17 protein-coding genes are annotated in these 20,519 nt (G+C 61.7%); 11 read left to right on the top strand and 6 right to left on the bottom strand.

Annotation, left to right across the window (positions count from 1 at the left end):
- The first annotated feature begins 34 nt into the window (after positions 1 to 34).
- Entirely contained in the window at positions 35 to 658 is a 624-nt protein-coding gene (locus L0U80_RS21865; protein WP_373322246.1) for a YbhB/YbcL family Raf kinase inhibitor-like protein, read from the top strand.
- Positions 659 to 1,440: 782 nt separating this feature from the next.
- A complete protein-coding gene (locus tag L0U80_RS21860; protein WP_233869930.1) occupies positions 1,441 to 1,824 on the top strand; it encodes a BON domain-containing protein in 384 nt (127 codons plus the stop codon).
- 274 nt (positions 1,825 to 2,098) lie between these two features.
- On the opposite strand, the gene L0U80_RS21855 is transcribed toward L0U80_RS21860, so the two are convergent.
- Together L0U80_RS21855 and L0U80_RS21850 are read right to left on the bottom strand one after the other, a co-directional pair.
- A complete protein-coding gene (locus L0U80_RS21855; RefSeq protein WP_233869927.1) occupies positions 2,099 to 3,094 on the bottom strand; it encodes a Vgb family protein in 996 nt (331 codons plus the stop codon).
- Positions 3,095 to 3,196: 102 nt separating this feature from the next.
- Complete coding sequence (locus tag L0U80_RS21850) at positions 3,197 to 3,961, bottom strand: SDR family oxidoreductase (protein WP_233869924.1); 765 nt, start codon at positions 3,959 to 3,961, stop codon at positions 3,197 to 3,199.
- Positions 3,962 to 4,099: 138 nt separating this feature from the next.
- On the opposite strand from L0U80_RS21850, the gene L0U80_RS21845 reads away from it, so the two are divergent.
- Positions 4,100 to 5,008 (top strand): LysR family transcriptional regulator, encoded by a 909-nt coding sequence (locus L0U80_RS21845; RefSeq protein WP_233871517.1) that lies wholly within the window; start codon positions 4,100 to 4,102, stop codon positions 5,006 to 5,008.
- An 89-nt stretch (positions 5,009 to 5,097) separates the two neighbouring features.
- On the opposite strand, the gene L0U80_RS21840 is transcribed toward L0U80_RS21845, so the two are convergent.
- Positions 5,098 to 5,778: a methyltransferase family protein gene (locus tag L0U80_RS21840; RefSeq protein ID WP_233869921.1), complete on the bottom strand. Its 681-nt coding sequence runs from the start codon at positions 5,776 to 5,778 to the stop codon at positions 5,098 to 5,100.
- A gap of 67 nt (positions 5,779 to 5,845) precedes the next feature.
- Between L0U80_RS21840 and L0U80_RS21835 the strand changes: the two genes are divergently transcribed.
- Together L0U80_RS21835 and L0U80_RS21830 are read left to right on the top strand one after the other, a co-directional pair.
- Entirely contained in the window at positions 5,846 to 7,432 is a 1,587-nt protein-coding gene (locus tag L0U80_RS21835) for a S53 family peptidase (RefSeq protein ID WP_233869919.1), read from the top strand.
- 84 nt (positions 7,433 to 7,516) lie between these two features.
- Positions 7,517 to 9,175 carry a S10 family peptidase gene (locus L0U80_RS21830; protein WP_233869916.1) on the top strand — a complete coding sequence of 553 codons (1,659 nt, stop codon included), beginning with the start codon at positions 7,517 to 7,519 and terminating at the stop codon, positions 9,173 to 9,175.
- Here the strand turns inward: L0U80_RS21830 and L0U80_RS21825 are convergent.
- Complete coding sequence (locus L0U80_RS21825) at positions 9,169 to 9,717, bottom strand: nucleoside 2-deoxyribosyltransferase (protein ID WP_233869913.1); 549 nt, start codon at positions 9,715 to 9,717, stop codon at positions 9,169 to 9,171. The genes L0U80_RS21830 and L0U80_RS21825 overlap by 7 nt on opposite strands.
- A 291-nt stretch (positions 9,718 to 10,008) precedes the next feature.
- Here L0U80_RS21825 and L0U80_RS21820 point away from each other — a divergent pair, with 291 nt between their 5' ends.
- The 3 genes from L0U80_RS21820 to ytaF all read left to right on the top strand — a co-directional run bounded on the left by L0U80_RS21820 (position 10,009) and on the right by ytaF (position 13,705).
- A complete protein-coding gene (locus L0U80_RS21820; RefSeq protein ID WP_233869910.1) occupies positions 10,009 to 11,250 on the top strand; it encodes an NAD(P)/FAD-dependent oxidoreductase in 1,242 nt (413 codons plus the stop codon).
- Between the two features lie 159 nt (positions 11,251 to 11,409).
- Complete coding sequence (locus L0U80_RS21815) at positions 11,410 to 12,669, top strand: autotransporter strand-loop-strand O-heptosyltransferase (protein ID WP_233869907.1); 1,260 nt, start codon at positions 11,410 to 11,412, stop codon at positions 12,667 to 12,669.
- 376 nt (positions 12,670 to 13,045) lie between these two features.
- Positions 13,046 to 13,705 (top strand): sporulation membrane protein YtaF, encoded by a 660-nt coding sequence (gene ytaF, locus L0U80_RS21810; RefSeq protein ID WP_233869903.1) that lies wholly within the window; start codon positions 13,046 to 13,048, stop codon positions 13,703 to 13,705.
- Between the two features lie 80 nt (positions 13,706 to 13,785).
- On the opposite strand, the gene pbfA is transcribed toward ytaF, so the two are convergent.
- Positions 13,786 to 15,195 (bottom strand): (R)-1-hydroxy-2-aminoethylphosphonate ammonia-lyase, encoded by a 1,410-nt coding sequence (gene pbfA / locus L0U80_RS21805; protein ID WP_233869900.1) that lies wholly within the window; start codon positions 15,193 to 15,195, stop codon positions 13,786 to 13,788.
- An 817-nt stretch (positions 15,196 to 16,012) separates the two neighbouring features.
- Here pbfA and L0U80_RS21800 point away from each other — a divergent pair.
- The 3 genes from L0U80_RS21800 (at position 16,013) to L0U80_RS21790 (ending at position 19,831) form a co-directional block, all read left to right on the top strand.
- Entirely contained in the window at positions 16,013 to 16,834 is an 822-nt protein-coding gene (locus tag L0U80_RS21800; RefSeq protein ID WP_233869897.1) for a CsgG/HfaB family protein, read from the top strand.
- Between the two features lie 992 nt (positions 16,835 to 17,826).
- Complete coding sequence (locus L0U80_RS21795; protein WP_233869894.1) at positions 17,827 to 18,696, top strand: TauD/TfdA dioxygenase family protein; 870 nt, start codon at positions 17,827 to 17,829, stop codon at positions 18,694 to 18,696.
- Between the two features lie 79 nt (positions 18,697 to 18,775).
- Complete coding sequence (locus L0U80_RS21790) at positions 18,776 to 19,831, top strand: beta-keto acid cleavage family enzyme (RefSeq protein ID WP_233869891.1); 1,056 nt, start codon at positions 18,776 to 18,778, stop codon at positions 19,829 to 19,831.
- A 55-nt stretch (positions 19,832 to 19,886) separates the two neighbouring features.
- Here the strand turns inward: L0U80_RS21790 and L0U80_RS21785 are convergent, their stop codons facing one another.
- Positions 19,887 to 20,513, bottom strand: a complete 627-nt coding sequence (locus L0U80_RS21785; protein ID WP_233869888.1) for a helix-turn-helix transcriptional regulator — start codon at positions 20,511 to 20,513, stop codon at positions 19,887 to 19,889.
- Positions 20,514 to 20,519: the final 6 nt, after the last annotated feature.

Genomic DNA, 20,519 nt, shown 5'->3' with positions numbered 1-20,519 from the left:
GCAGTCTCTTTGCCACTGACACAAGAGGAACCTCATGAACCTCCAATGCCGTCTTTCGTCAAAGGCTCTGTTTCTCGCTGGCTTGTCTGCGCTAATGCTGTCTCCTGCCTTCGCGCAGGCCGGTGACAAGTTCATCCTGTCTAGCCCCGACATCGCCGCGGGCGGCAAAATTGCGGATAAGTTCGTGCTGAAAGGTTTCGACTGCAAGGGCGAAAATGTATCGCCGGCTCTCGTGTGGACGGGTGCGCCGGCCGGCACAAAATCATTCGCGCTACAGGTTTACGATCCGGATGCGCCTACTGGCAGCGGCTTCTGGCACTGGACGGTCTATAACATTCCCGCGAGCGTGACGCATCTGCCGCAGGGGGCCGGTAATTCCGCGTCCGGACTGCCGGCTGGTGCCAATGGCGGTATGAACGACTACCAGGATACGGGTACGACTGGTGGCAATGGCAACTACGGCGGCCCCTGCCCGCCAGTGGGCGACAAGCCACATCGTTATGTCTTCACGTTGTTTGCCCTGGCTGTGAGCGATCTGTATGCGGCAGCCGGCATCCCGAAGACCGGTACCGCTGCGCTCCACGGTTTCGCCTTGAACAAGGGGCTGGGCGACAAGTTGCTGGGTAAAGCGTCCTTTACGGCGCACTACGGCCGCTGATGACTGGCCGGAGACTGATGGACCGGTGGACCGTATTTGCGATGTGTCCAGCCGCAGCGTGGGAACGCGGCGGCTGGACCTGCAGTGACCGGCGCCGCCGCTCGACGAGAAGCATACCGATTTGCGTATTCTCGTTGGCTATCGGGGTGATGTGCTGATTCTGGCTGATACGCGGATTTACTGGAAACCGGAAAACGTACATGGATTTCCACGGCCATCGGTATTCTGTAGTCGCTTTATTTCAGAGCACAAACCGGATGGCATAATCTGCGTCGCGATTACGCTACACCCGGCACATTTTTTTGCGCTCGTGCCGCTGGATATCCGCTCCCTATGCGCATCATTTCAAGCGCAATGGGGAAAATGCGCATCGACGCGAGCCGAATACGTTCGGTGGTTGACGGCTCATTGACTGGTCCACAAGGCAACGACGGGGATTTGACCACATTCCTATGGCTACCAAACGTGCTCCTACTCTATGATGAGATCGATTGCAAGCTAGTGATTCAGCCGCATTTTCCCTGCCCCGCATCGCGCGGTTTACATTCTTATAATTGGATCCGGTCAATAATTAGCGTGGCTTCGTATGAACTGTGCGAGGAAATCGAGCGGGACTGCCGCTCGCTTGCGCAAATGGACACGTTAACGCGAAAGATTGCGGCGCTCGCCGAGCGCCGTTTTTGTCGTGCGGATTTTTCGTAGTAAATGGTGTAGTTCACCGGGTGTAGCGCACCGGCTCGTTGGTGGGTTAGCAATAAAACAGTAACAACAGGAGAAACTGCATGAAGGCTATTCAGGTATTCAAGCTGGCCGCAGCCACGGCTCTTGTGGCTGCTTCGTTTCAGGTCTATGCCCAGGGCGATGCTGCGCCCGCAGCTAGCGGTCCGACCGCGGCCGCGCAGCATCAGGTCAACCAGTCTCAGGCGCAACTGAAGCAGGCCAGGGCGGCTAACCGCGCGCTCAGCCGCAAGGTCCGCGGTGTCCTCGCCAAGGACAAGAAGATCGACGTGGCGAAGATCACCGTGCGTGCGCGTGACGGCGCCGTGGAACTGCAGGGCTCGGTGCCCGAGCAGGCGCAGATCGATCACGCCGCTGAAGTCGCCAAGGGCGTGCAAGGCGTAACGTCGGTCAAGAACTCGCTGACGATCCGTCCGAACCAGTCCTGAGCATCGTCGGCCGCGCCGGCGTCGCGCCCACCGGGGCGTTGACGCCGGGAGACGTGCCGCCGGCACTATCCTGAAGACCGCACCTGCAGTTCCATTCGTGGACTGCAGGTGCGGTTTTTTCTTGCATGCTGGACGCAGTGAAATGGCGTCTCGATCCGCGAGCGTCGCCAGCGAGTCGACTAGTGATGAGCATCGTCGCTAGCGTGAAATTCCGGTTTTCCTGAGCAATCACTGCCCATTCCGCGGATTTGGCAGCGCCACTGCAATCTCTATGTCACGGGTTGCTGACGTCCGCTGCGTGAGATCTATAGCGCAGCAGATGATCGGTTCCGGATTCAGACAGCCAGACTTCGCTCGGCCGGCCCATCATCTGGCGAACGTTCGCGTGCGGGCGCGGCAAGGTGAACACGTCGAACCGCTCCGCTCGCGGATCGAAGCGCACAAGCGCGTTGGCGCCCCAGTCACTGAGCCAAACGATGTCACGGTCGTCGACGAAAATCGCGTACGGATGTGGGTCCTGGCCAGGCAGTCGCCATTCGCGCCATTGACGGCTCGCCGTGTCGAACATGCCGACTTTCCCCGCGTTCCACTCGCTGACCCAGACGCGCCCCTTCGAATCGGACCATACGCGGCGTGCGCCTTGATCCGGCGTCGGTGGCTCTATGACCTGAACCGCGCCGCTCGCGGAATCGATGCGGCCGAGATAGCTGCCAGCCAGGGAGGCGAAGTACAGGCTGCCGTCCGGCGTGACACAGATGCCGTAAGGGCCGGGCCCGCGAGGTGCATCGAAAACACGCATTCGCGCGGTCGCCGGATCGAGTTCGCCGAAGATACCGCTTTGCCCGGTAAACCAGAGATGTCCGTGCTTGTCGAAGACCGCTGTATTCAGATTGGCGCCCGGACGGTTTTTCGGCAACGCGAAACGCGTGACGGCGAGCGTCTTCCCGTCGACGCGCACGATTGCGTTCGAGCCGCCTTCTGTGATCCATGCCGCGTGGTCAGGACCGATGATCACGCCGTGCGGCGCCGCGCCATCGCCGAGGGAAATCACGTCGATCTTGCCGCTGCGCGGGTCCAGTCGCCCGACTGCGCCGCGTGCCTGTGCCGTGAACCATACGTTGCCGTCGGGTGCCGGGGCGACGTCGTGAGGTGCGCTGCCGGCGGGAAGGGTGAACGAATCGAACGATGGTGATTGCGCCTGCGCGGAGCCAATGATGAGCATGGTGCTCATCATTGCCGCCACGATTCGTTCCCTCGCGATCTTCAGCATGTCCGCCTCCGCCTGCCAGGATGCGTTTCAAAGCGCGCGACGGGTCAATTGTTGCACTTATCCCGACTCAGAGCCGGGTGTGGCCATCAAGCTTCAATCGGTTCACGTGCGCGTAATCGAAGCCCCGCCGTCGACCAGCGAAGCCGTGCCCGTCACGAACGACGAATCGTCGGACGCGAGATAGAGCGCCGCGCGTGCGAGCTCTTCCGGCTTCGCGACTCGCTTGAGCGCGTGGAGGCCGGTCACGAATGCTTGCGATTCGGCGGTGTTATTCATACCGCGATACATGTCAGTGTCCACGGCACCCGGAAGGATGGCATTCACTCGCACACCTTGCGGCCCGAATTCGGACGCGAGCGCCTGTGTCAGTCCAATCAGACCGGACTTGCTGGCGGCATAAGCAGCTGTTTGCGGAAAGGCGAACGAATAGCCGACGAAGGTCGACGTAAAGATGATCGATCCGCCGCCTTGCTTGATCATTTCAGGAATCTGATGCTTGGCGCCGAGAAATGCGCTCGTCAGGTTGGTGGCTAGCGTAGCTGACCAGCCCGCTTCCGAGATCTCCGTTGACGGGCCCATTTCGCCGAGCGTCCCCGCATTGTTATAGGCGATGTCGAGACGGCCGAAGCGCTCGACCGCGCGTGCAACCAGCGCTTTCGCGAAGTCTTCGGATTGCACGTCCCCGGCAAGCGATACGGCCGTGCCGCCTTCACGGGTAATTTCGGTCACGAGCGAATCGAGTTCGGATTCGCGGCGCGCCGCCACGACGACCTTGGCGCCCTCGGCAGCGAACAACTTTGCAGCGGCACGGCCAATACCTGCACTGGCACCCGTCACTATGGCGACTTTTCCTGTCAAGCGTTGCATGTCTATCTCCAGCTTCAGTTGTGGACCGATGCCCAATGCGCCGGCTCCGTGAACCTGACTATAGGGTTTCCATACTGCTTGAAAAAGACGATATGAATGGCGGTATCATTCAGCTTTTATGAACGATCGGGGCTCGAAATGGACCGCCTGCGTGCCTTCGAAGTCTTCGTCACCGTGGTCAACCGGGGCAGTTTTGCGCGTGCTGCCGATGCGCTGGAAACGTCGCCCGCCAACATCACGCGCTATGTCAATGAACTCGAGGCGCATCTAGGCACACGGCTGCTCAATCGCACCTCACGCAAGCTGTCTCTCACCGAAGGCGGCGAGACTCTTTATTCGCGCTGCAAGACGATTCTCGAAGACGTCGCTGAAACGGAGGGGCTGGTGTCGACAACGTCGATCGAACCACGCGGACGGCTGCGCATCAATGCACCAGTCAGTTTCGGCATCCGGCATCTGGCGCCGTTGTGGCCGCAGTTCATGCAGCGATATCCCGATGTCGAACTCGATATTGCGCTGATCGACCGCGTCGTCGACATCGTGGAGGAGGGCTTTGATCTGGCCATTCGCATCTCGCGCGCGGGGACGGCTGACCATGCAGCCCGCAAACTGGCGACGTCGAAAAACTTCTTGTGCGCGTCTCCCGACTATCTGAACGCGTGGGGGCATCCGGAATCACCGGCCGACCTGATCAGACATCGATGCATCGGATACACGTACGCTGCGACAGCAGACAAATGGCAATTGACGGACAGCCACGGCAAGGTTCGCGCTGTCGAAGTCAACTGTCACATGCATACCAATAACGGAGATACAGCGCGAGCGGCGGCGCTCGCCGGGCACGGCGTGATCTGGCAACCGACGTTTCTGATCGGAGACGACCTGCGCGCCGGCAGACTCGTTCGGGTGTTGCCTGAATACCGCTTGCCGGATATCGATGTGCTCGCACTATATCCGAGCCGTCGTCACGTGAGTGCGAAGGTGCGCGCGGCAATCGATTTTCTGGTCAATGCGTTTGCGGGCGTGCCGCCCTGGGACAGGGCGTGAAAGGGCATAACCGACGCGTCTCGCGCGTCTGGTAGCGCAGATCTGGCGGCAGGGTCACCACGGCTCGCCAGCCACAATCTGCGAGTGCGTCACACGGGGCGGCCGATCCATCGCGCGACGCGTTTCTGATAAGCGCGGTACTGTTCCCCGAAGCGTTGGCCAAGCGCCTGTTCCTCGGGAATGATCTGCACGGCGGTGATGAGAACCACGAATATCGGCGGAATGACCCATGGACTCGCACTGCCGAGCCAGATTGCCCAGCCGATCAGGAGCAACGCCATACCCAGATAAATCGGGTTGCGGCTGATACGAAAAACGCCGTCCGTCACGAGCGATGAGGCCTTGCCCGGATCCATCGGAGAGGTCGTGGTATGCGCCTGATGCATACGCACGACAGCGGCCACCCCAATCGCGATCCCGATGGCAGCCACAACACTGCCGAACTGGTGCCATGGAGGGGCGACCCACACAGCGAGCGGAAATCGGCGGTGCAGAACCCACATGATGACGGCCGCTGCCAGCATCAGGATGGGTGGCGGAATGCGAGGCTTCATTGATGAGATCCCCAGAATTTTGTGAATGACGTGTAGCGCTAATAGTGAAATGAATATACGCGATGCGCGCTGCGTTGCGTTTATTTCCAGGAACGTCGCTTGCTCGGCGCCAACGACCCGGCATATGCGGCCTCGCAACGCACGGTGGACCTTGCACGATAAGGCATGAACCGACACCGGAAATGCGACGGCGTGTGCCAGCAAAAGTGTGAGCAATCCGGAACTCCGGCAAACTGTAGCGTGTGTGAAGCCCAACGCAAGCGCTGGAGCGAGGAGAAAAGCCATGACGAGGCGGCCCCTGGCAGGCAGCAACCACCCGGCACCGGCCAATGCAAAGTGCGTGGGCGCGTGCGATCCCGCAGAGCGTTTTGAAATCGTGGTGATGCTGCGCCGCCAGAACGGCGACGGCTTCCGCGATCTGGTCGAGCGGCTCGAGTCTGGCGACGCGTCGGCGCAGCCGGTGTCGCGCGAAGAATTCGAACGCCACTTCGGCGCTTCCGTCGCCGACGTCCAGTGCGTCGAGCGATTCGCCGCGTCGCACGGGCTCACGGTCGTGAGCACGGACCCGGCCGCGCGGCGCATCGTGCTCTCCGGCACGGTCGAGCAGTACAACGCCGCGTTCGGCGTCGATCTGCAGCACTTCGAGCATCAGGTGGGCAATGCCACGCATCACTTCCACCAGCCGGGCCACCCCGTGCATCTGCCCGAAGACGTTCACGAGGTCGTCACGGCCGTGCTTGGCTTCGATAATCGTGCGAAAGCGCGTCCGCACTTTCGCACCAACCCGACGATCCGTCCGCCCATTCGCGCCGCGCGAGCCGTGACCAATTCGTTCACGCCGCTGCAGATCGCACAGCTCTATGACTTCCCGTCCGGCGATGGCCGCGGTCAGTGCATCGCGCTCGTTGAACTAGGCGGCGGTTACAGCGAGACGGACCTGCGGGCCTATTTCAGCGCGCTCGGCGTGCCGTTTCCGATAGTGGAATCGGTGTCCGTCGATCAGGCGAAGAACGCCCCCACCGGCGATCCGAATGGTCCCGATGGCGAAGTCACGCTGGATGTCGAGATTGCTGGTGCGCTTGCGCCCGCGGCGCGAATCGCCGTGTATTTCGCGCCGAATAGCGAGGCGGGTTTTGTCGATGCCGTGAGCGCAGCGTTGCACGACAGCACGCGCAATCCTTCGGTCATTTCGATCAGTTGGGGCGCGCCCGAATCGGCCTGGACGCAGCAGACGCTCACTGCGCTCAACGACGCGCTGCAGACGGCTGTGGCGCTCGGCGTGACGGTGTGCGCTGCGTCGGGCGACAGTGGCTCATCGGATGGCGTGGGCGACGGAGCCGATCACGTGGACTTCCCTGCGTCGAGCCCGTATGCACTTGGCTGTGGCGGTACGCGCGTGACGGCGGCCAATGGCAAGATCGAGCGCGAGACGGTGTGGAGCAGCGCCAACGATGGGGCAACGGGCGGCGGCGTAAGTTCGACCTTCGCGCTGCCAGCCTGGCAGAAGGGCCTGTCGGTCGCGGGCAGCGACGGCAGTACAAGCGCGCTCGCACGTCGCGGCGTCCCCGATGTATCCGCGGATGCCGATCCCGCCACGGGCTATGTGGTGCGCATCGGCGGAAGCGATACGGTGGTGGGCGGCACGAGCGCGGTCGCGCCGCTTTGGGCTGCGCTGATCGCGCGCATCAACGCCACGCGCGGCAAACCCGTGGGCTTCGCGAATGCGTTGCTGTACGCACAGCCTCGCGCATTCAACGACATTACGACCGGCAACAACGGCGATTATTCTGCCGCGCCCGGCTGGGACGCCTGCACGGGCCTCGGTACACCAGTGGGCACTAAAGTGGCCGGGGTGTTCGCGTCGGCGTAGCATGAGGCGGCGTCGCGCGCGCGGACAACGGCGACACGCGGAAGGATTCGAAAACGTCACACACTGCACGAGCAGGGAGACGATATGACCGGTCAGGCTCGATCCACGCGTGGCAATGGCCATGCACCCAGTGGCAACGGCAAGCACCGCAGCCCCGCGGATCGCCCATGCTTCGATCCGACCGCATACGGCAACGGTCCGGACGACTTCGTCACCGACATGACCGAGAACGCCGCCATTACGCACCATGCGATGCAGATCGGCCGCGAGGTGATCGCGTATACGGCGACGGCGGGGCATCTCGTGACCGTCGATCCGGGCAACTCGCAGCCCAATGCCAAGATTTTCTACGTGGCGTTCACGAAGGACGGCGTGCAGGCGCAGGATCGCCCTGTCACGTTCTTCTATAACGGCGGGCCTGGTTCGTCGTCGGTGTTCGTGCTGCTCGGCTCGTTTGCGCCGAAGCGCATCAAGACGTCGATGCCGGGCTTCACGCCGCCCGCTCCCTATACGCTCGAAGATAACCCGGACAGCCTGCTCGACAAGAGCGACCTGGTGTTCGTCAATCCGGTGGGCACGGGCTATTCGGCGGCGATCGCACCGCATCACAACCGCGAATTCTGGGGCGTCGATCAGGACGCGGACTCGCTCAAGCAGTTCATCAAGCGCTATCTCACGGCGAACGATCGCTGGAATTCGCCGAAGTTTCTTTACGGAGAATCGTATGGCACGGCGCGCAGTTGCGTGCTCGCGTACAGGCTGCACGAGGATGGCGTCGACCTGAACGGTATCACGCTGCAGTCGTCGATTCTCGACTATGCGCAAAGCGGCAATCCGGTGGGCGCGCTTCCCACCGCTGCCGCCGATGCGTGGTATCACGATCGCGTCGGCGTGAAGCCGAAGCCAAAGGACCTGCAGGCGTTCGCGGAGCAGGTGGCGCAATTCTCGCGCACGGACTATCGCGAGGCGCTGGAAAATATTTCCAATGCGAAAAACCCGGCGATCGCGGCCGCGCTCAGCACACTTTCGAAATATATGGGCATCGACACGCAGACACTTACTTCCTGGAACCTCGACATCGCCGCCTACGACAGCCGGGGCAATTCGCTCTTTCTCACGACGCTGCTCAAGGATAAAGGCGTAGCGCTTGGTGCGTACGATGGCCGTGTGACGGCAATCGACACGGGTATCGCGGGAAAGATCGACCCAAACTCGGGCGGTAACGATCCGACCATGACCGCCGTGACGGGTGTCTATACGGCGATGTGGAACAGCTACTTGAACGAGCAGTTGAAATTCCGTTCGAATTCTTCGTTCACGGATCTCAACGACCAGGTATTTCATAACTGGAATTTCAGCCACATCGACCCGACGGGCGCCCAGAAGGGTATCGACGTGCAGGGCAATATCGTGCTTTACACAGCGGGCGATCTGGCTGCCGTGATGGCACTGAACCCGGATCTGCGCGTGCTATCGGCAAACGGCTACTACGACTTCGTCACGCCGTTCTATCAGACCGTGATCGATCTGCAGAAAATGCCGCTCGTCGATCAGAAGGTGCGCAACAACCTCAGTGCACGCTTCTACCCTTCGGGGCACATGGTCTATCTCGACAATGGCTCACGCACCGCGCTCAAAGCCGATCTCGCGAAGCTGTATCAGGGCGCGGTGACGGACCGGCCAGCCGTCGCGCGCATTCGTGCCCTGCAGCGAATGAGCACGATGAGCGCCATGCATCACTGATGTTCCGGCATTGCGTCCGGGTTGTCGCGGTCCTGTGCCATGGCCGCGAGGCACGCACGCGCATCGCCGTCGATGATCCGTGCGGAACACGCGATCATGAGATTCTTCTGGAGTCCGAAGTCTTCGACCAGAAAACCGCGTGCGCATGTGCGTCCTTGAGGGACCGGCTGCGACGGCACGCGATCGATCAAGGTTCCCGCATCGGTCGTATACGCCCAGATTTTCTTTCCTAGCGCGGCTGCAAAACCGATTTCGAACGCCGTCCCGGAATCGGGCTCGCCCGGGCCGCGAAAGTCGTCGACGTTGGCCATCACGATATCGGCGGAGCGGATCGCTTCGATGTTGGCTCGATAGATCCAGGCGGCCTTGTGCGGGCCGTCGAGGTCGTCGGGTACTTCGGCGTCGAGCGGATAGACGCCTTCGAAACCGTATTCGGCGCAGGCGGCGCGCAGGCGATCGCCGAACGCGCGAGCGTCGAGGCGGAACACGTCGAAGCCCGCGAGATAGACGCGCGGCGGGCGGGGAACTGAAGCGTGGGACATGGCGGTATCCTGGGTTTTTGTTATGTGACGCGGAGCGATTGCGCGATTCTAGCCGCGTCACTCACACGGCGCGCAACTCTATGAAATGGGAGGCTGCGCTGCGCCACCAAGAACGCAAGCGTTCGATAAGGACAATGGACAGCGCCGGGGCCAAAGCATGCGATGATCGCGTTCCTGGCCAGCGCCGCAGGGGCATAGCGGGCCACAGTGGGGCCGGAGCGACGATCGTTGCGATAGATGTATGAAACGCCACAATAGATGAGCCAGATGCACAAGCGAACGGGAGGGGACATGGAAGGATCGAGCAGCACGGTGGTGATCGTCGGGACAGGGCATGCGGGCGGCAACGCCGCCGCGCTGTTGCGGCAATACGGTTTCGACGGACGGATAGTGCTGGTCGGCGCTGAGCCGGTGCCGCCGTATCATCGTCCGCCGCTCAGCAAGGGTTACCTGTTGGGCGAGGCCGATACCGACCGCCTATGGCTGAAGCCGCGCGCGTTCTACGACGACAACCGCATCGAACTGAAGCTCGGCGCGGCGGTCCACTCGATCGACCGCGCGTCCCACACGCTCGCGCTCGCCGATGGCAGCCACCTGCAGTACGACAAGCTGATTCTCGCGACCGGTTCTACGCCGCGCGTGCTTTCCATCCCCGGGCACGACCTGGAAGGGGTGGTGGCACTGCGCACGCTCGCCGATGCCGACGTGCTGCGCGCGCGCCTGCAGCCCGGCGAAAGGCTGGTCGTGGTCGGCGCGGGCTATATCGGCCTCGAAGCGGCGGCTTCCGCGCGCAAGCTCGGCCGTGAGGTCACGGTGCTCGAAGCCGCGCCGCGCGTGCTCGGACGTGTGACGAGCGAAACCGTCTCGGCGTTTTACGCACACGAGCATCGCGCGAAGGGCGTCGATCTGCGCCTCGACGCGAAAATCGAGTCGTTCGTGGGCGAGGGCGGCAAGTTGAGCGGCGTGAAACTGGCGTCGGGCGAGGTCGTGCCGGCCGGGCTCGCGCTCGTCGGCGTCGGCGTCGTCCCGAACGTGACGCTGGCGCTGGAGGCGGGCATCGCCTGCGCAAACGGCGTGCAGGTCGACGACGACGCCCGGGCGTCCGACCCCGATGTATTCGCGATCGGCGACTGCTCGAACCGGCCGCTCGCGCACTATGGCCGCTCGGCGCGCCTCGAAAGCGTGCACAACGCGGTGGAGCAGGCGAAGCTCGCGGCGGCGGCCATCACGGGCAAACCGCGTCCCGTCTGCGACGTACCGTGGTTCTGGTCCGATCAATATGACCTGAAACTGCAGACCGTCGGCCTGCTGGAGGGCTACGACCAGGCCATCGTGCGTGGCGATCCCGCGGCGCGGCGCTTCGCGGTCTGGTATCTCAAGGACCGGACGCTGCTCGCCGTCGACGCCGTCAATTCGATGCCCGATTTCCTTTGCGGCAAAAAGCTCGTGGGGTCTGGAGCGAAACTCGATGTTGATGCGCTGCACGATCCCGCGACCGACCTCGGCAAGTTTGCGGCGGCCGCGCTGACCTGACGCGCGGCATATCTCACAATCTCTTGATTTGCGTAGCCGTGCGCGCTCGCACGGCGGACTATCATCCTTGGCGGCGCCGCCCTGTATTTGGGGTCGCGGCGCAAGCCCGATGCGGCAAGGCTGCGTCGGTACGACCATAGATGAAACGAGTCCCGCACGATGAACACGACCGACCGGCGTCTGACCGCTACGCCTGCCCCGTCGCCCAACGCATTACTCGAGCGCGCACTGCTCAGCCGGGAGGCGGCCTCGTCCGCCTGCCCCGACGTGCCTGCGCTGCTCGGCCGGGAGGGCGTGCGTTACGACTTCAACTACGGCTGCCGCGTGCAGGTGCCGGTGGCGGGCTGGCGCGTCCGGATGCGCGACCTCGACACGAACAACGTCATCTTGCACGACACGCTCGAAGCGGGTGAACTCGCTTCGAGCCGCCGCAAATATTTCGTGCGCTTCCAGTTCGACGTGTTCGATGGCGCGCGCGTCGTGTTTTCGCACGCGTTCGATGCGACGTGGCGGCGCGTGCTGATCGAGGTCGGCTCGGGCGCGCTCGGTGATGCAATTGCGTGGATGCCGGCGATCGAGGCGTTCCGGCAGCAGCACGAATGCCAGGTGACCGTGCAACTGAGGCCGGGTTTGCGTCCGCTTTTCGAGGACGCCTATCCGGCGCTGCAGTTCGTGGACGGTCTGCCCGGCGAGATCGAGGCTGAAGGCGAGCCGTTCTACGCGTCGTACCGGCTCGACCGCTTCCTGCCGTACACGGATCGCGATCATCAGCCAACCGATGCGCGCGTGAGCAGTGTGCAGGACTTTGCCTCGTACATGCTGGGCGTTCCCGCGATCGAGCGGCGCCCGAATATCGTCGTGGCCAACCGGGAGCGCACGATCCGCGAGCGTTATGTGTGTATCGGCACGCAGGCGTCGGCGCAATGTAAATACTGGAACAGGCCGGGTGGCTGGTCGGCGCTGATTGCGCTTTTGAGGGCGTGTGGATACCGCGTGCTGTGTATCGACCGTGACCGCGAACACGGCGTGGCGGGCGCGCTGAACACGATACCGGAAGGCGCCGAGGATTTCACCGGCGATCTGCCGCTAACGGAACGGGCCAGTTTGCTTGCGAACGCTGACTTCTTTATTGGGGTCGCTGGCGGTCTGTCGTGGCTTGCGTGGGCAGTCAGGACGCCGGTCGTGCTGATCAGCGGCCATTCGCATCCGAAGGCGGAGTTTCATACGCCGTGGCGGGTGATTAACTTTCGCGTGTGCAATAGCTGCTACAACGACACGACAGTCGAATTCGACAGCAGCGACTTTAACTGGTGCCCGCGCCATGGGGGCGATGACCGGCGATTCGAGTGCACCTCGGCGATTACGCCTGAGCAGGTAATGGGCGTGATCGGGCCGCTTATTGCGTCGGGTGGGCAGTAGGGTGGCGACGGTCAGCCGCGGTTCCGGCTTGAGTGCCAACGCGGCTGAGCGGTGCGCAGTGGCGGGTATTCCAGGGGCTTTGCGGATTTCTGGCGGCGCCGGCATCAGGCAATATATGCGGTGCCTGAATGTGGCTGCGTTTCCGAAATAACCATCGGTTGCACTCCGACCTCAGGCATGCCAGATCCATGAGGTTTGAAAAGCGCTGGCTCGCCGATCTGGCCGCCGCTTGACGCACTCGGCCAGGGAATGTGCCCAATGTGCCAAAGGAAGGCAAGGTCATTGCTACCTTCCTTATCGTGACCACGTAATTGGCCACGGCGATTGAACCGGAAATCAAGGTGCATTTTCCGGTCTTCACAAGAAGTTTCAGAACATGATTCAAGCCGTCCTGTACACCTCGATTTTTCCCATCCTGTTGATTGCCGCATCGAGCAATCTCGACAATATCGGGGTAGGTACCTCGTACGGCTTCCGGAAGATCAACATCCCCATCTCCTCTAATGTCCTGATCGCGGCGGTTACCGCCACCGGTACCTTTCTGTCTATCCTTCTCGGGCAAAGCGTCTACCGTTTCATAAGTCAACGAATGGACACCTTGCTCGGTGGCGGCGTTATTGTGCTGGCGGGGCTCTGGGTCATCTACCAGGAAAAGTTCATGCGCTGCGTCGGGGAGCCGCGGGAAGCAGACCTCGTCACGAACAACGGGCGTTCCACATACGGCTTTCACCAGATCGCCGAGATTCTCAACAATCCTGTTGTCGCCGACAGGGACCGCTCGGGCCATATCGACTTGAAAGAGGCTCTGGCGTTAGCTCTTGGTCTAACGATCAATAATGTTCCCAACGGCGCCGGGGCCGGGATGTTGGGCTTGAATATTTACGCGATGACCGCGGTAGTTTTTGTCGTCAGCATTATCACCATCTCGTTCGGCACTTACCTCGGTAAATTGGGCGTGCATCGTGCGGGGAAATCTGCTGGCGTGCTCGCCGGCGTTCTCCTTGTTTGCGTGGGTTTCTATGAGATCTTTTTTTGAGGATCTGCTAGCCGGCAGTCAAATATCTCTAGCGCGTCACTAGCGAGCGTCCGCCGTTGGAATAGCAGGTGGGCGTTCGGTTATCGTCGATCGGCCGAAGTCCCCGCCGTGATCGCCTCTTCGATAATCGCCAGGGCATCCAGCATCTGCGCGGGCGTGACGGTAAGCGGCGGTGTAAGCGTCAGCACATTGCCCATCGTCGTCTTGAAGGACAGGCCGCGGTCGAGCGCGCGATACAACACGGCCTCGGCCAGTTCGTTATCGGGTGTTTTGTCCGCTCGACTCTTCACGAGTTCGATACCAAGCAGCAAGCCGCGCCCGCGCACGTCGCCAATCGCGCCGAGCCGGTGCTTCATCTCATCCAGCCGTTCGAGCGCGAGCGCGCCCACGCGCGCCGCATTCTCCACGAGACCTTCGTCCTCGATGATCTGGATTGTCGTGAGCGCAGCGCGCGTCGTAACCGGATTCTTTTCGTGCGTGTAATGACCAAACGCCCAGTCACCGGCCACGTCCAGATCCGGGCGTGCGATGCACGCGGCAATCGGGAGAATTCCGCCACCCAGCGCTTTGCCCATCACCAGTATGTCCGGCACGACGCCGTCGTGGTCGCACGCGAACATTTTCCCTGTCTTCCCAAGTCCGGTCGGGATCTCGTCGAAGACGAGCAGTGCGCCGTGGCGACGGCATGCCTCCTGCACGCGCCGCCAATATCCCGGCGGCGGCAGGTAGGGCACGCAGCGCGCGGGTTCGGCGATCACGGCGGCGACATCGCCCTCGCGCGCTAGCACGTAGTCCACCATATTCGCGCACGCCATGTTGCATGCTTCGAGCTTGGGCGCGCCGTGCTCGTGGCAGGCGTGCCCGTACGGGCACCGATAACACGCAAATGGCGCGACGTGCTGCGCGCCCGCGACGAGCGGCGCGGCCGGCCCCGCGCGAAACAGGGCTTCTCCCGACAATGCCGATGCGCCGGTCCCCGCACCGTGAAAAGCATCCCAGAATGACAGCGTCTTGAAGCGTCCGGTCGCTGCGCGAGCGAGTTTGATCGCGACTTCGATCGCATCGGAGCCTCCAGTCGTCAGGAGTACTTTCGATAAATCGGCAGGTGCGATCGACGCGAGTTTTTCCGCCAGTTCCACTGCGGTCTCGCAGGCGTATCGGCGCGGTGCGAACGGCAGTGCGTCCATCTGCGTCGCGATTGCCTGCTTGAGGCGCGGATGTCCGTAACCAATGTGGTGCACATTGTTGCCGTGGAAATCCATGTATCGGCGTCCCTGGACGTCTTCGATCCAGATGCCTTCGGCCTTTGCAATCGCATTCAGGCACGGCGTGGACACGGACTGGTGAACGAACGCCGTGGAATCGCGTGCGAGGAGCGCGCGAGTGTTTGCGTCGAGCGCGCGGTCTTGCCATGCGCTACGACGGCCAGTGAGATTCGTGTCGCTCTCCGATTGAGCGACATTGCTGGCGGGCAGGGAACAGGCGCTCATGAGCGTACCGTCTCATGGACGGCGATGCAGGGTTTGACGGTCGGTGTGGCTGGCGCGGTCGCTGAGACGGGCGCATGCCACGGGCCGTCCGCTGCAAATGTGATCTCTTTGAAATGCATCGGCGGGGTCATCTCCGATTTCTCCGGGACGCTCAATTAGCGCGTGGGGTTCGACGAAGGCACACTTTACGCGTTGCCACAAAAACGGTCAATATGACACAAAACGCCTCATGCCGCCCGCGACAGTCTGGCGATGATCCGTGCACACGACTGCAGGTCGGTAGTGGCTTCTTCCAGTTGCCGGGTGGAAATCGGGATCGGGGGCAATCGGCTGGCAGGATCACGGCAGCAGGCTCGGCGTCGAAGGAGTGGAGCGCTCGCACGCACTGGCTGGCAAAAGTCAAATCATCACTGCCGTTGGGAGGGCCTCAACTAAAAAGTCTGGTGACACTCCATCTCGGCTATTGCCTCGCACGAACTGAATGGCGACTTCCGGGGATACGCCAATCGTTTCACCCAATCCCGTATTGCAGCGGAATACGTGCCTTTGGAACCGCGGCGCTTCCGCATTCAGCCCGTTGCATGCTGCAGCCAAAACGCATAACTCAAGCAACGCTCGCGTCAATAATGCAGACCCAACATGCCAACCCGAGATTTTTCTTGCGGCATAACAAAGATTAAACACCCACTTTGAAGATTCATGCCGAATTGCCGATATTCGGATGGCGCCAATGTAGAACACCCGACGCTACTTGCCTAAATCCCGTTAGGCAGAAAACTCAACGACTGAAAAACCAAAGAACAATAAGCGAGGAACCATGGAAGTCAAATTGATGGGGGCTGCAGCCTTGTCGCTGCTTTTTCTGGCCGCATGCTCCGACATGCAGATGGGTGCAACGTCGGCGAAAACGACCGCGACTGGCTCGGCAGCCGGCTCGACATCGCAGAACGCCAATGCCGGCCTGTCGCATTGCGCCGCACCCCTCGGGACGGTTTCGATCGTAGAAGACACCACTGCCCCCTGGTACGGTCTGGTGACCGGGCAATATCAGCTCGGCAGCACGGTCCCTGTTCTAAAGCTGCTTGTGCAGCAATCCAACTGCTTCGTGATTGTCGATCGTGGCCGTGCACTGGCTGCAGCGATGGATGAGCGCGCACTCAATGCAACTGGCGAGCTTCGCAAAACTTCGAAAATGCACAAAGGCCAGATGGTCGCCGCCGACTACACCATCAGCCCCAGCATCACCTTTAGCAACGCCAACGCAGGTGGCGGTGCAGCGGGACTGCTCGCGTTCGTGCCAGTCGTCGGCGGGGCGCTTGCCGGTGTCGCCGGCACGATGAAGACTCAGGAAGCGTCGACATTACTCACGCTGGTCGATAACCGTTCGAGCGTCCAACTGGCCGCCGCCGAGGGATCGGCCAAGAACGTCGACTATGGTGTGCTCGCCGGCCTCGTTGCCGGAGGTGCTGGCGGCGCAGGTGGCGGCGCTGGGGGGGCATACGCGAATACGGCGCAGGGCAAGGTAATCGTGGCCGCTTTCACGGATTCGCTAAATAACCTCGTTACATCCGTGAAGCAATACAAAGCACAAAGCGTGAAGGGTGGCCTCGGCGCCGGCGGGAATTTGCAGGTGAATTGATCACTGCTCGTGCGAATCTGCACCACGGTAGTTTGATCAAGCAGGCGGAATATCGTCATCTTCCGCCCTGCATTGCAGCACTCTCGCAGCCGCAGACCGGTTTGCGTCGGACAGAAGTCCGTCCGCACTCGCCTTATTGCACGGTATCTTCGCGCGCTGTGAGAACGCGAGTCCAATCTTCACGTTTACAACGCGCGCCATAACGCTTGATTGGATCGTCGGTTGCGTATCCGCATCAGCCCCGCTGCGGGGGACTGATGCGCGATTACGCGCTACGAAATTAATAAATAGCGATCCCTTAGCGGCCCCCGGAGTCGAACGTATCGATCTCGCAATCTGGATCGTACGTGACCTGCGTGGGGAACTGATTGCACACCCTTGCGCCGCCACACCCTCGTATACGGGGCGCCGTCCTGTCTGAAGCGCGCGGGCCGCGCCGCGACGCCGAAGCCGTTGGCGGAGCGCGATTGCCTGTGTGCGTCGCCCAAAGACGCGAACGTTGCCGGCCAGGCGCTCTGCCCACGCGATGTATTGCCGGTTGAATTGATTGAAAACGCCGCCAGGCGACCGGGCGAAAGGCACTTCTCCGCCTCAACGCTGCATCCTTGAACCATGCGCCGATGTCCGACCGCGTTGCCTCAGTCATTTCAAATTGCACGGACCGCAGCGTTATTCGCCGAACCTGCAGCGCCCGTTGCAACACGTGATTAGCGTCAGCAACCTCGCGGTTTTTCTGTGCAGCCACACAAGCTACCCAACGTTCATTTTTGACCTGCATCAAGACGCCAGGGGCATGCGCAACGACCTGTCCCAAATGAGAAAGTAATTGTCCCAATCGAGAAAGTCTATCCGAGCAGAAAATCTTAACTTTCTTCCACGCGAATCAAACACGCGCCCAAAACGAACGGAGACAAGGAGCCCACATATGGCCTTCACTGAGGAGCTGCATTCACCGATTCGCAACCTGATCCCGAGACCCTAGGAGGAACACGATGCGAATCGAACAATTGACCTGTGCGATCGGCGCCGAACTGACCGGTGTCAATCTGGCCGATGCAGTACACGACAACGGCCTGTTCGCCGAAATCAAAGCTGCGCTGCTGCAACACAAGGTGCTGTTTCTGCGCGATCAAAACATCAGCCGCGCCGATCACGTCGCCTTCGCCCGCCGGTTTGGCGAACTCGAGGATCATCCGGTGGCGCCGTCTCATCCGGACGCGCCCGGCCTCGTGCAGATCTACAAATCGCCTGACCAACCGATTGACCGCTATGAGAACGCGTGGCACACCGACGCCACGTGGCGCGAGGCGCCGCCGATGGGTTGCGTGCTGCGCTGCGTAGAAGGACCGAGCGTCGGCGCTGATACGACGTGGGCCAACATGGTGCTCGCCTACGAGAAGCTGCCGGAAGAGATCAAACGCAAGATTGCCGGGCTGCGTGCCCGCCACAGCCTCGAGGCCAGCTTTGGTGCTGCGATGCCGATCGAGAAACGACTCGCGCTCAAGTCACGGTATCCGGACGCTGAACACCCGGTGGTGCGCGAGCATCCCGAAACCGGCGAGAACATCCTGTTCGTGAATGCGTTCACCACGCACTTCACAAACTTCCACACGGCGGCGAACGTGCGCTATGGGCAGGACGCCAACCCCGGTGCGGGCGATCTGCTGCGTTATCTGGTGAGCCAGGCGTTCATTCCCGAATATCAGGTGCGCTGGCGCTGGAAGCCCAGCAGCATGGCGATCTGGGACAACCGCTCGACCCAGCATTACGCGGTCATGGACTATCCGCCTTGCCATCGAAAGATGGAACGCGCCGGGATCATCGGCGACCGCCCCTTCGCTCCCGGCGAGCGCCCAGCGTGATTGACGCGGGCTGATCGAAAACCCCCAAAAAACCTAACTCCGGCCCGCGCACGCGTCGGGCCGATACAAGGAGACAGCCGTGAACTTCATGGACGATTCGTGGTTCCCCGAGAATCAACAAAAGCTGTGCATCTGCGCCGCGCCCTACGGGCCCGAGTGGCTCCCCTCGGATTTCCCGGAAGACATTCCGGTCAGCATCAAGGATCAGGTTCAGAAGGCCGTCGATTGCTACAACGCCGGCGCAACCGCGCTGCACGTGCATGTTCGCGAGGACGACGGGAAGGGCTCCAAGCGCCTGTCCAAGTTCAACGAATTGCTTGCCGGGCTGCGCGAGGCCGTGCCCGACATGATTCTGCAGGTTGGCGGCTCGATCTCGTTTGCGCCTGAGAACGAAGGTGACGCGGCGAAGTGGCTGAGTGACGATACCCGTCACATGCTGGCCGAACTGCTGCCGAAGCCCGATCAGGTGACCATTGCGATCAACTCAAACCAGATGAATGTCTGCGAGAAGATGACCGCGGCTGACGTCGCCGGCACGTCGCTGAGCGAGCCGAAGATGTACGAGGCGTATCGCGAGATGACCATTCCAGCCGGGCCTGCGTGGATGGAGGAGCATCTGCGACGTCTGCAGGCAAAGCGCATCCAGACCGAATTTCAGCTTGGCGACGTCTCCCAGCTCGAGACGGTCGAGCGCATGATGCGCCGCGGTATCTACCGCGGGCCGCTGAAACTGACCTATGTGATGATCGGCGGCGGCTTCGACGGCGCCAATCCGTACACGCTGATGAACTTCATCCGCCACGTGCCGGACGGCGCAATCCTGACGCTGGAGTCGTCGATGCGCCACGTCCTGCCGATCAACATGATGGCCATCGCGATGGGCCTGCATGTGCGCTGTGGCATCGAGGACAACATCTGGACGCAGGACCACAAGAGCAAGATGAGCACGGTCAAGCAGATCGAGCAACTCGTACGCATCTCCCGCGAATTCGGACGGGAGATCGCGACGGGCAAGGAAGCGCGCCAGATCTACAAGGTCGATGAGTTCTACGACGGCGTCGACGAGACGCTGGCCAAAGTCGGTTTTGCGCCGAATCGCAAGCCCGGCCAGCGCGGCTTCACGCTCCACGCCTGACGACATCGCCGACCATCCCGACGCAGGGCAACGCGTCGGGACGTGTCGGCGTTCGCTAGCGGTTCCTCCGCCACTGCGAGGGGCTGCTGCCAAATGTCCTCGCGAACCAGCTGGAAAAAGCGCTAGGTACTGCAAACCCGAGGAGTGTGCCGACCTCCGATAGCGCGAGGTCGCTTTCTGCCACGAGCCGCTCCGCCAGTTCCATCCGGGTCGATTGAAGGAGCCCCCGGAACGATTCGCCTTCGGTCATCAGATGTCGGTGGACCGTCCGGCGATCGACGCCCAGATGCTCGGCGAGTTGCGCGGCGGTGCAGCGGCCGCTTGCCAGCATGGCGGCAATAAATTGTCGGGCCGTCGCGCTGGAGCTTGGGCGTTGCTGCGCCAGGACTTGATCGAGGTACCTAACCGCGAAGCGGGTCGCGTCACGCTTGCCACGCGGCAGTGGCCGGCCGAGGTCAGCCGCGCGACACACCATGCCGTCGAATTCGGCGTTAAACGTGACGGGGATGCCAAAGAACTTGCGATGAGGCCTGCTGTCTCGCGGAGCCCTGTGAGTGAAGCACACCTGTGCGGGCTTCCAGGCCGAATCAAGCAGTTCGGCGATGATCAGAGGTGGCCGCGCAAATTCGGACAGTCGGATAAGTGGTTTGGCCGGGGCCTGAGCCAGCGATAATGCTGGCAAAGGAAC

It is taken from the genome of Paraburkholderia adhaesiva, assembly GCF_021390575.1.
GTDB lineage: Bacteria > Pseudomonadota > Gammaproteobacteria > Burkholderiales > Burkholderiaceae > Paraburkholderia > Paraburkholderia adhaesiva.
Note: the sequence above shows the minus strand (reverse complement) of the source record. Positions and strands in the feature narration are given on the sequence as shown.

Bases quoted from the DNA above. Each gene is read 5' to 3' on its own strand.
- ytaF (WP_233869903.1), top strand. From the start codon at position 13,046: ATGATTCAAGCCGTCCTGTACACCTCGATTTTTCCCATCCTGTTGATT.
- L0U80_RS21835 (WP_233869919.1), top strand. From the start codon at position 5,846: ATGACGAGGCGGCCCCTGGCAGGCAGCAACCACCCGGCACCGGCCAAT.
- pbfA (WP_233869900.1), bottom strand. From the start codon at position 15,195: ATGAGCGCCTGTTCCCTGCCCGCCAGCAATGTCGCTCAATCGGAGAGC.
- L0U80_RS21815 (WP_233869907.1), top strand. From the start codon at position 11,410: ATGAACACGACCGACCGGCGTCTGACCGCTACGCCTGCCCCGTCGCCC.
- L0U80_RS21825 (WP_233869913.1), bottom strand. From the start codon at position 9,717: ATGTCCCACGCTTCAGTTCCCCGCCCGCCGCGCGTCTATCTCGCGGGC.
- L0U80_RS21820 (WP_233869910.1), top strand. From the start codon at position 10,009: ATGGAAGGATCGAGCAGCACGGTGGTGATCGTCGGGACAGGGCATGCG.
- L0U80_RS21845 (WP_233871517.1), top strand. From the start codon at position 4,100: ATGGACCGCCTGCGTGCCTTCGAAGTCTTCGTCACCGTGGTCAACCGG.
- L0U80_RS21800 (WP_233869897.1), top strand. From the start codon at position 16,013: ATGGAAGTCAAATTGATGGGGGCTGCAGCCTTGTCGCTGCTTTTTCTG.
- L0U80_RS21865 (WP_373322246.1), top strand. From the start codon at position 35: ATGAACCTCCAATGCCGTCTTTCGTCAAAGGCTCTGTTTCTCGCTGGC.
- L0U80_RS21855 (WP_233869927.1), bottom strand. From the start codon at position 3,094: ATGCTGAAGATCGCGAGGGAACGAATCGTGGCGGCAATGATGAGCACC.
- L0U80_RS21830 (WP_233869916.1), top strand. From the start codon at position 7,517: ATGACCGGTCAGGCTCGATCCACGCGTGGCAATGGCCATGCACCCAGT.
- L0U80_RS21850 (WP_233869924.1), bottom strand. From the start codon at position 3,961: ATGCAACGCTTGACAGGAAAAGTCGCCATAGTGACGGGTGCCAGTGCA.
- L0U80_RS21795 (WP_233869894.1), top strand. From the start codon at position 17,827: ATGCGAATCGAACAATTGACCTGTGCGATCGGCGCCGAACTGACCGGT.
- L0U80_RS21860 (WP_233869930.1), top strand. From the start codon at position 1,441: ATGAAGGCTATTCAGGTATTCAAGCTGGCCGCAGCCACGGCTCTTGTG.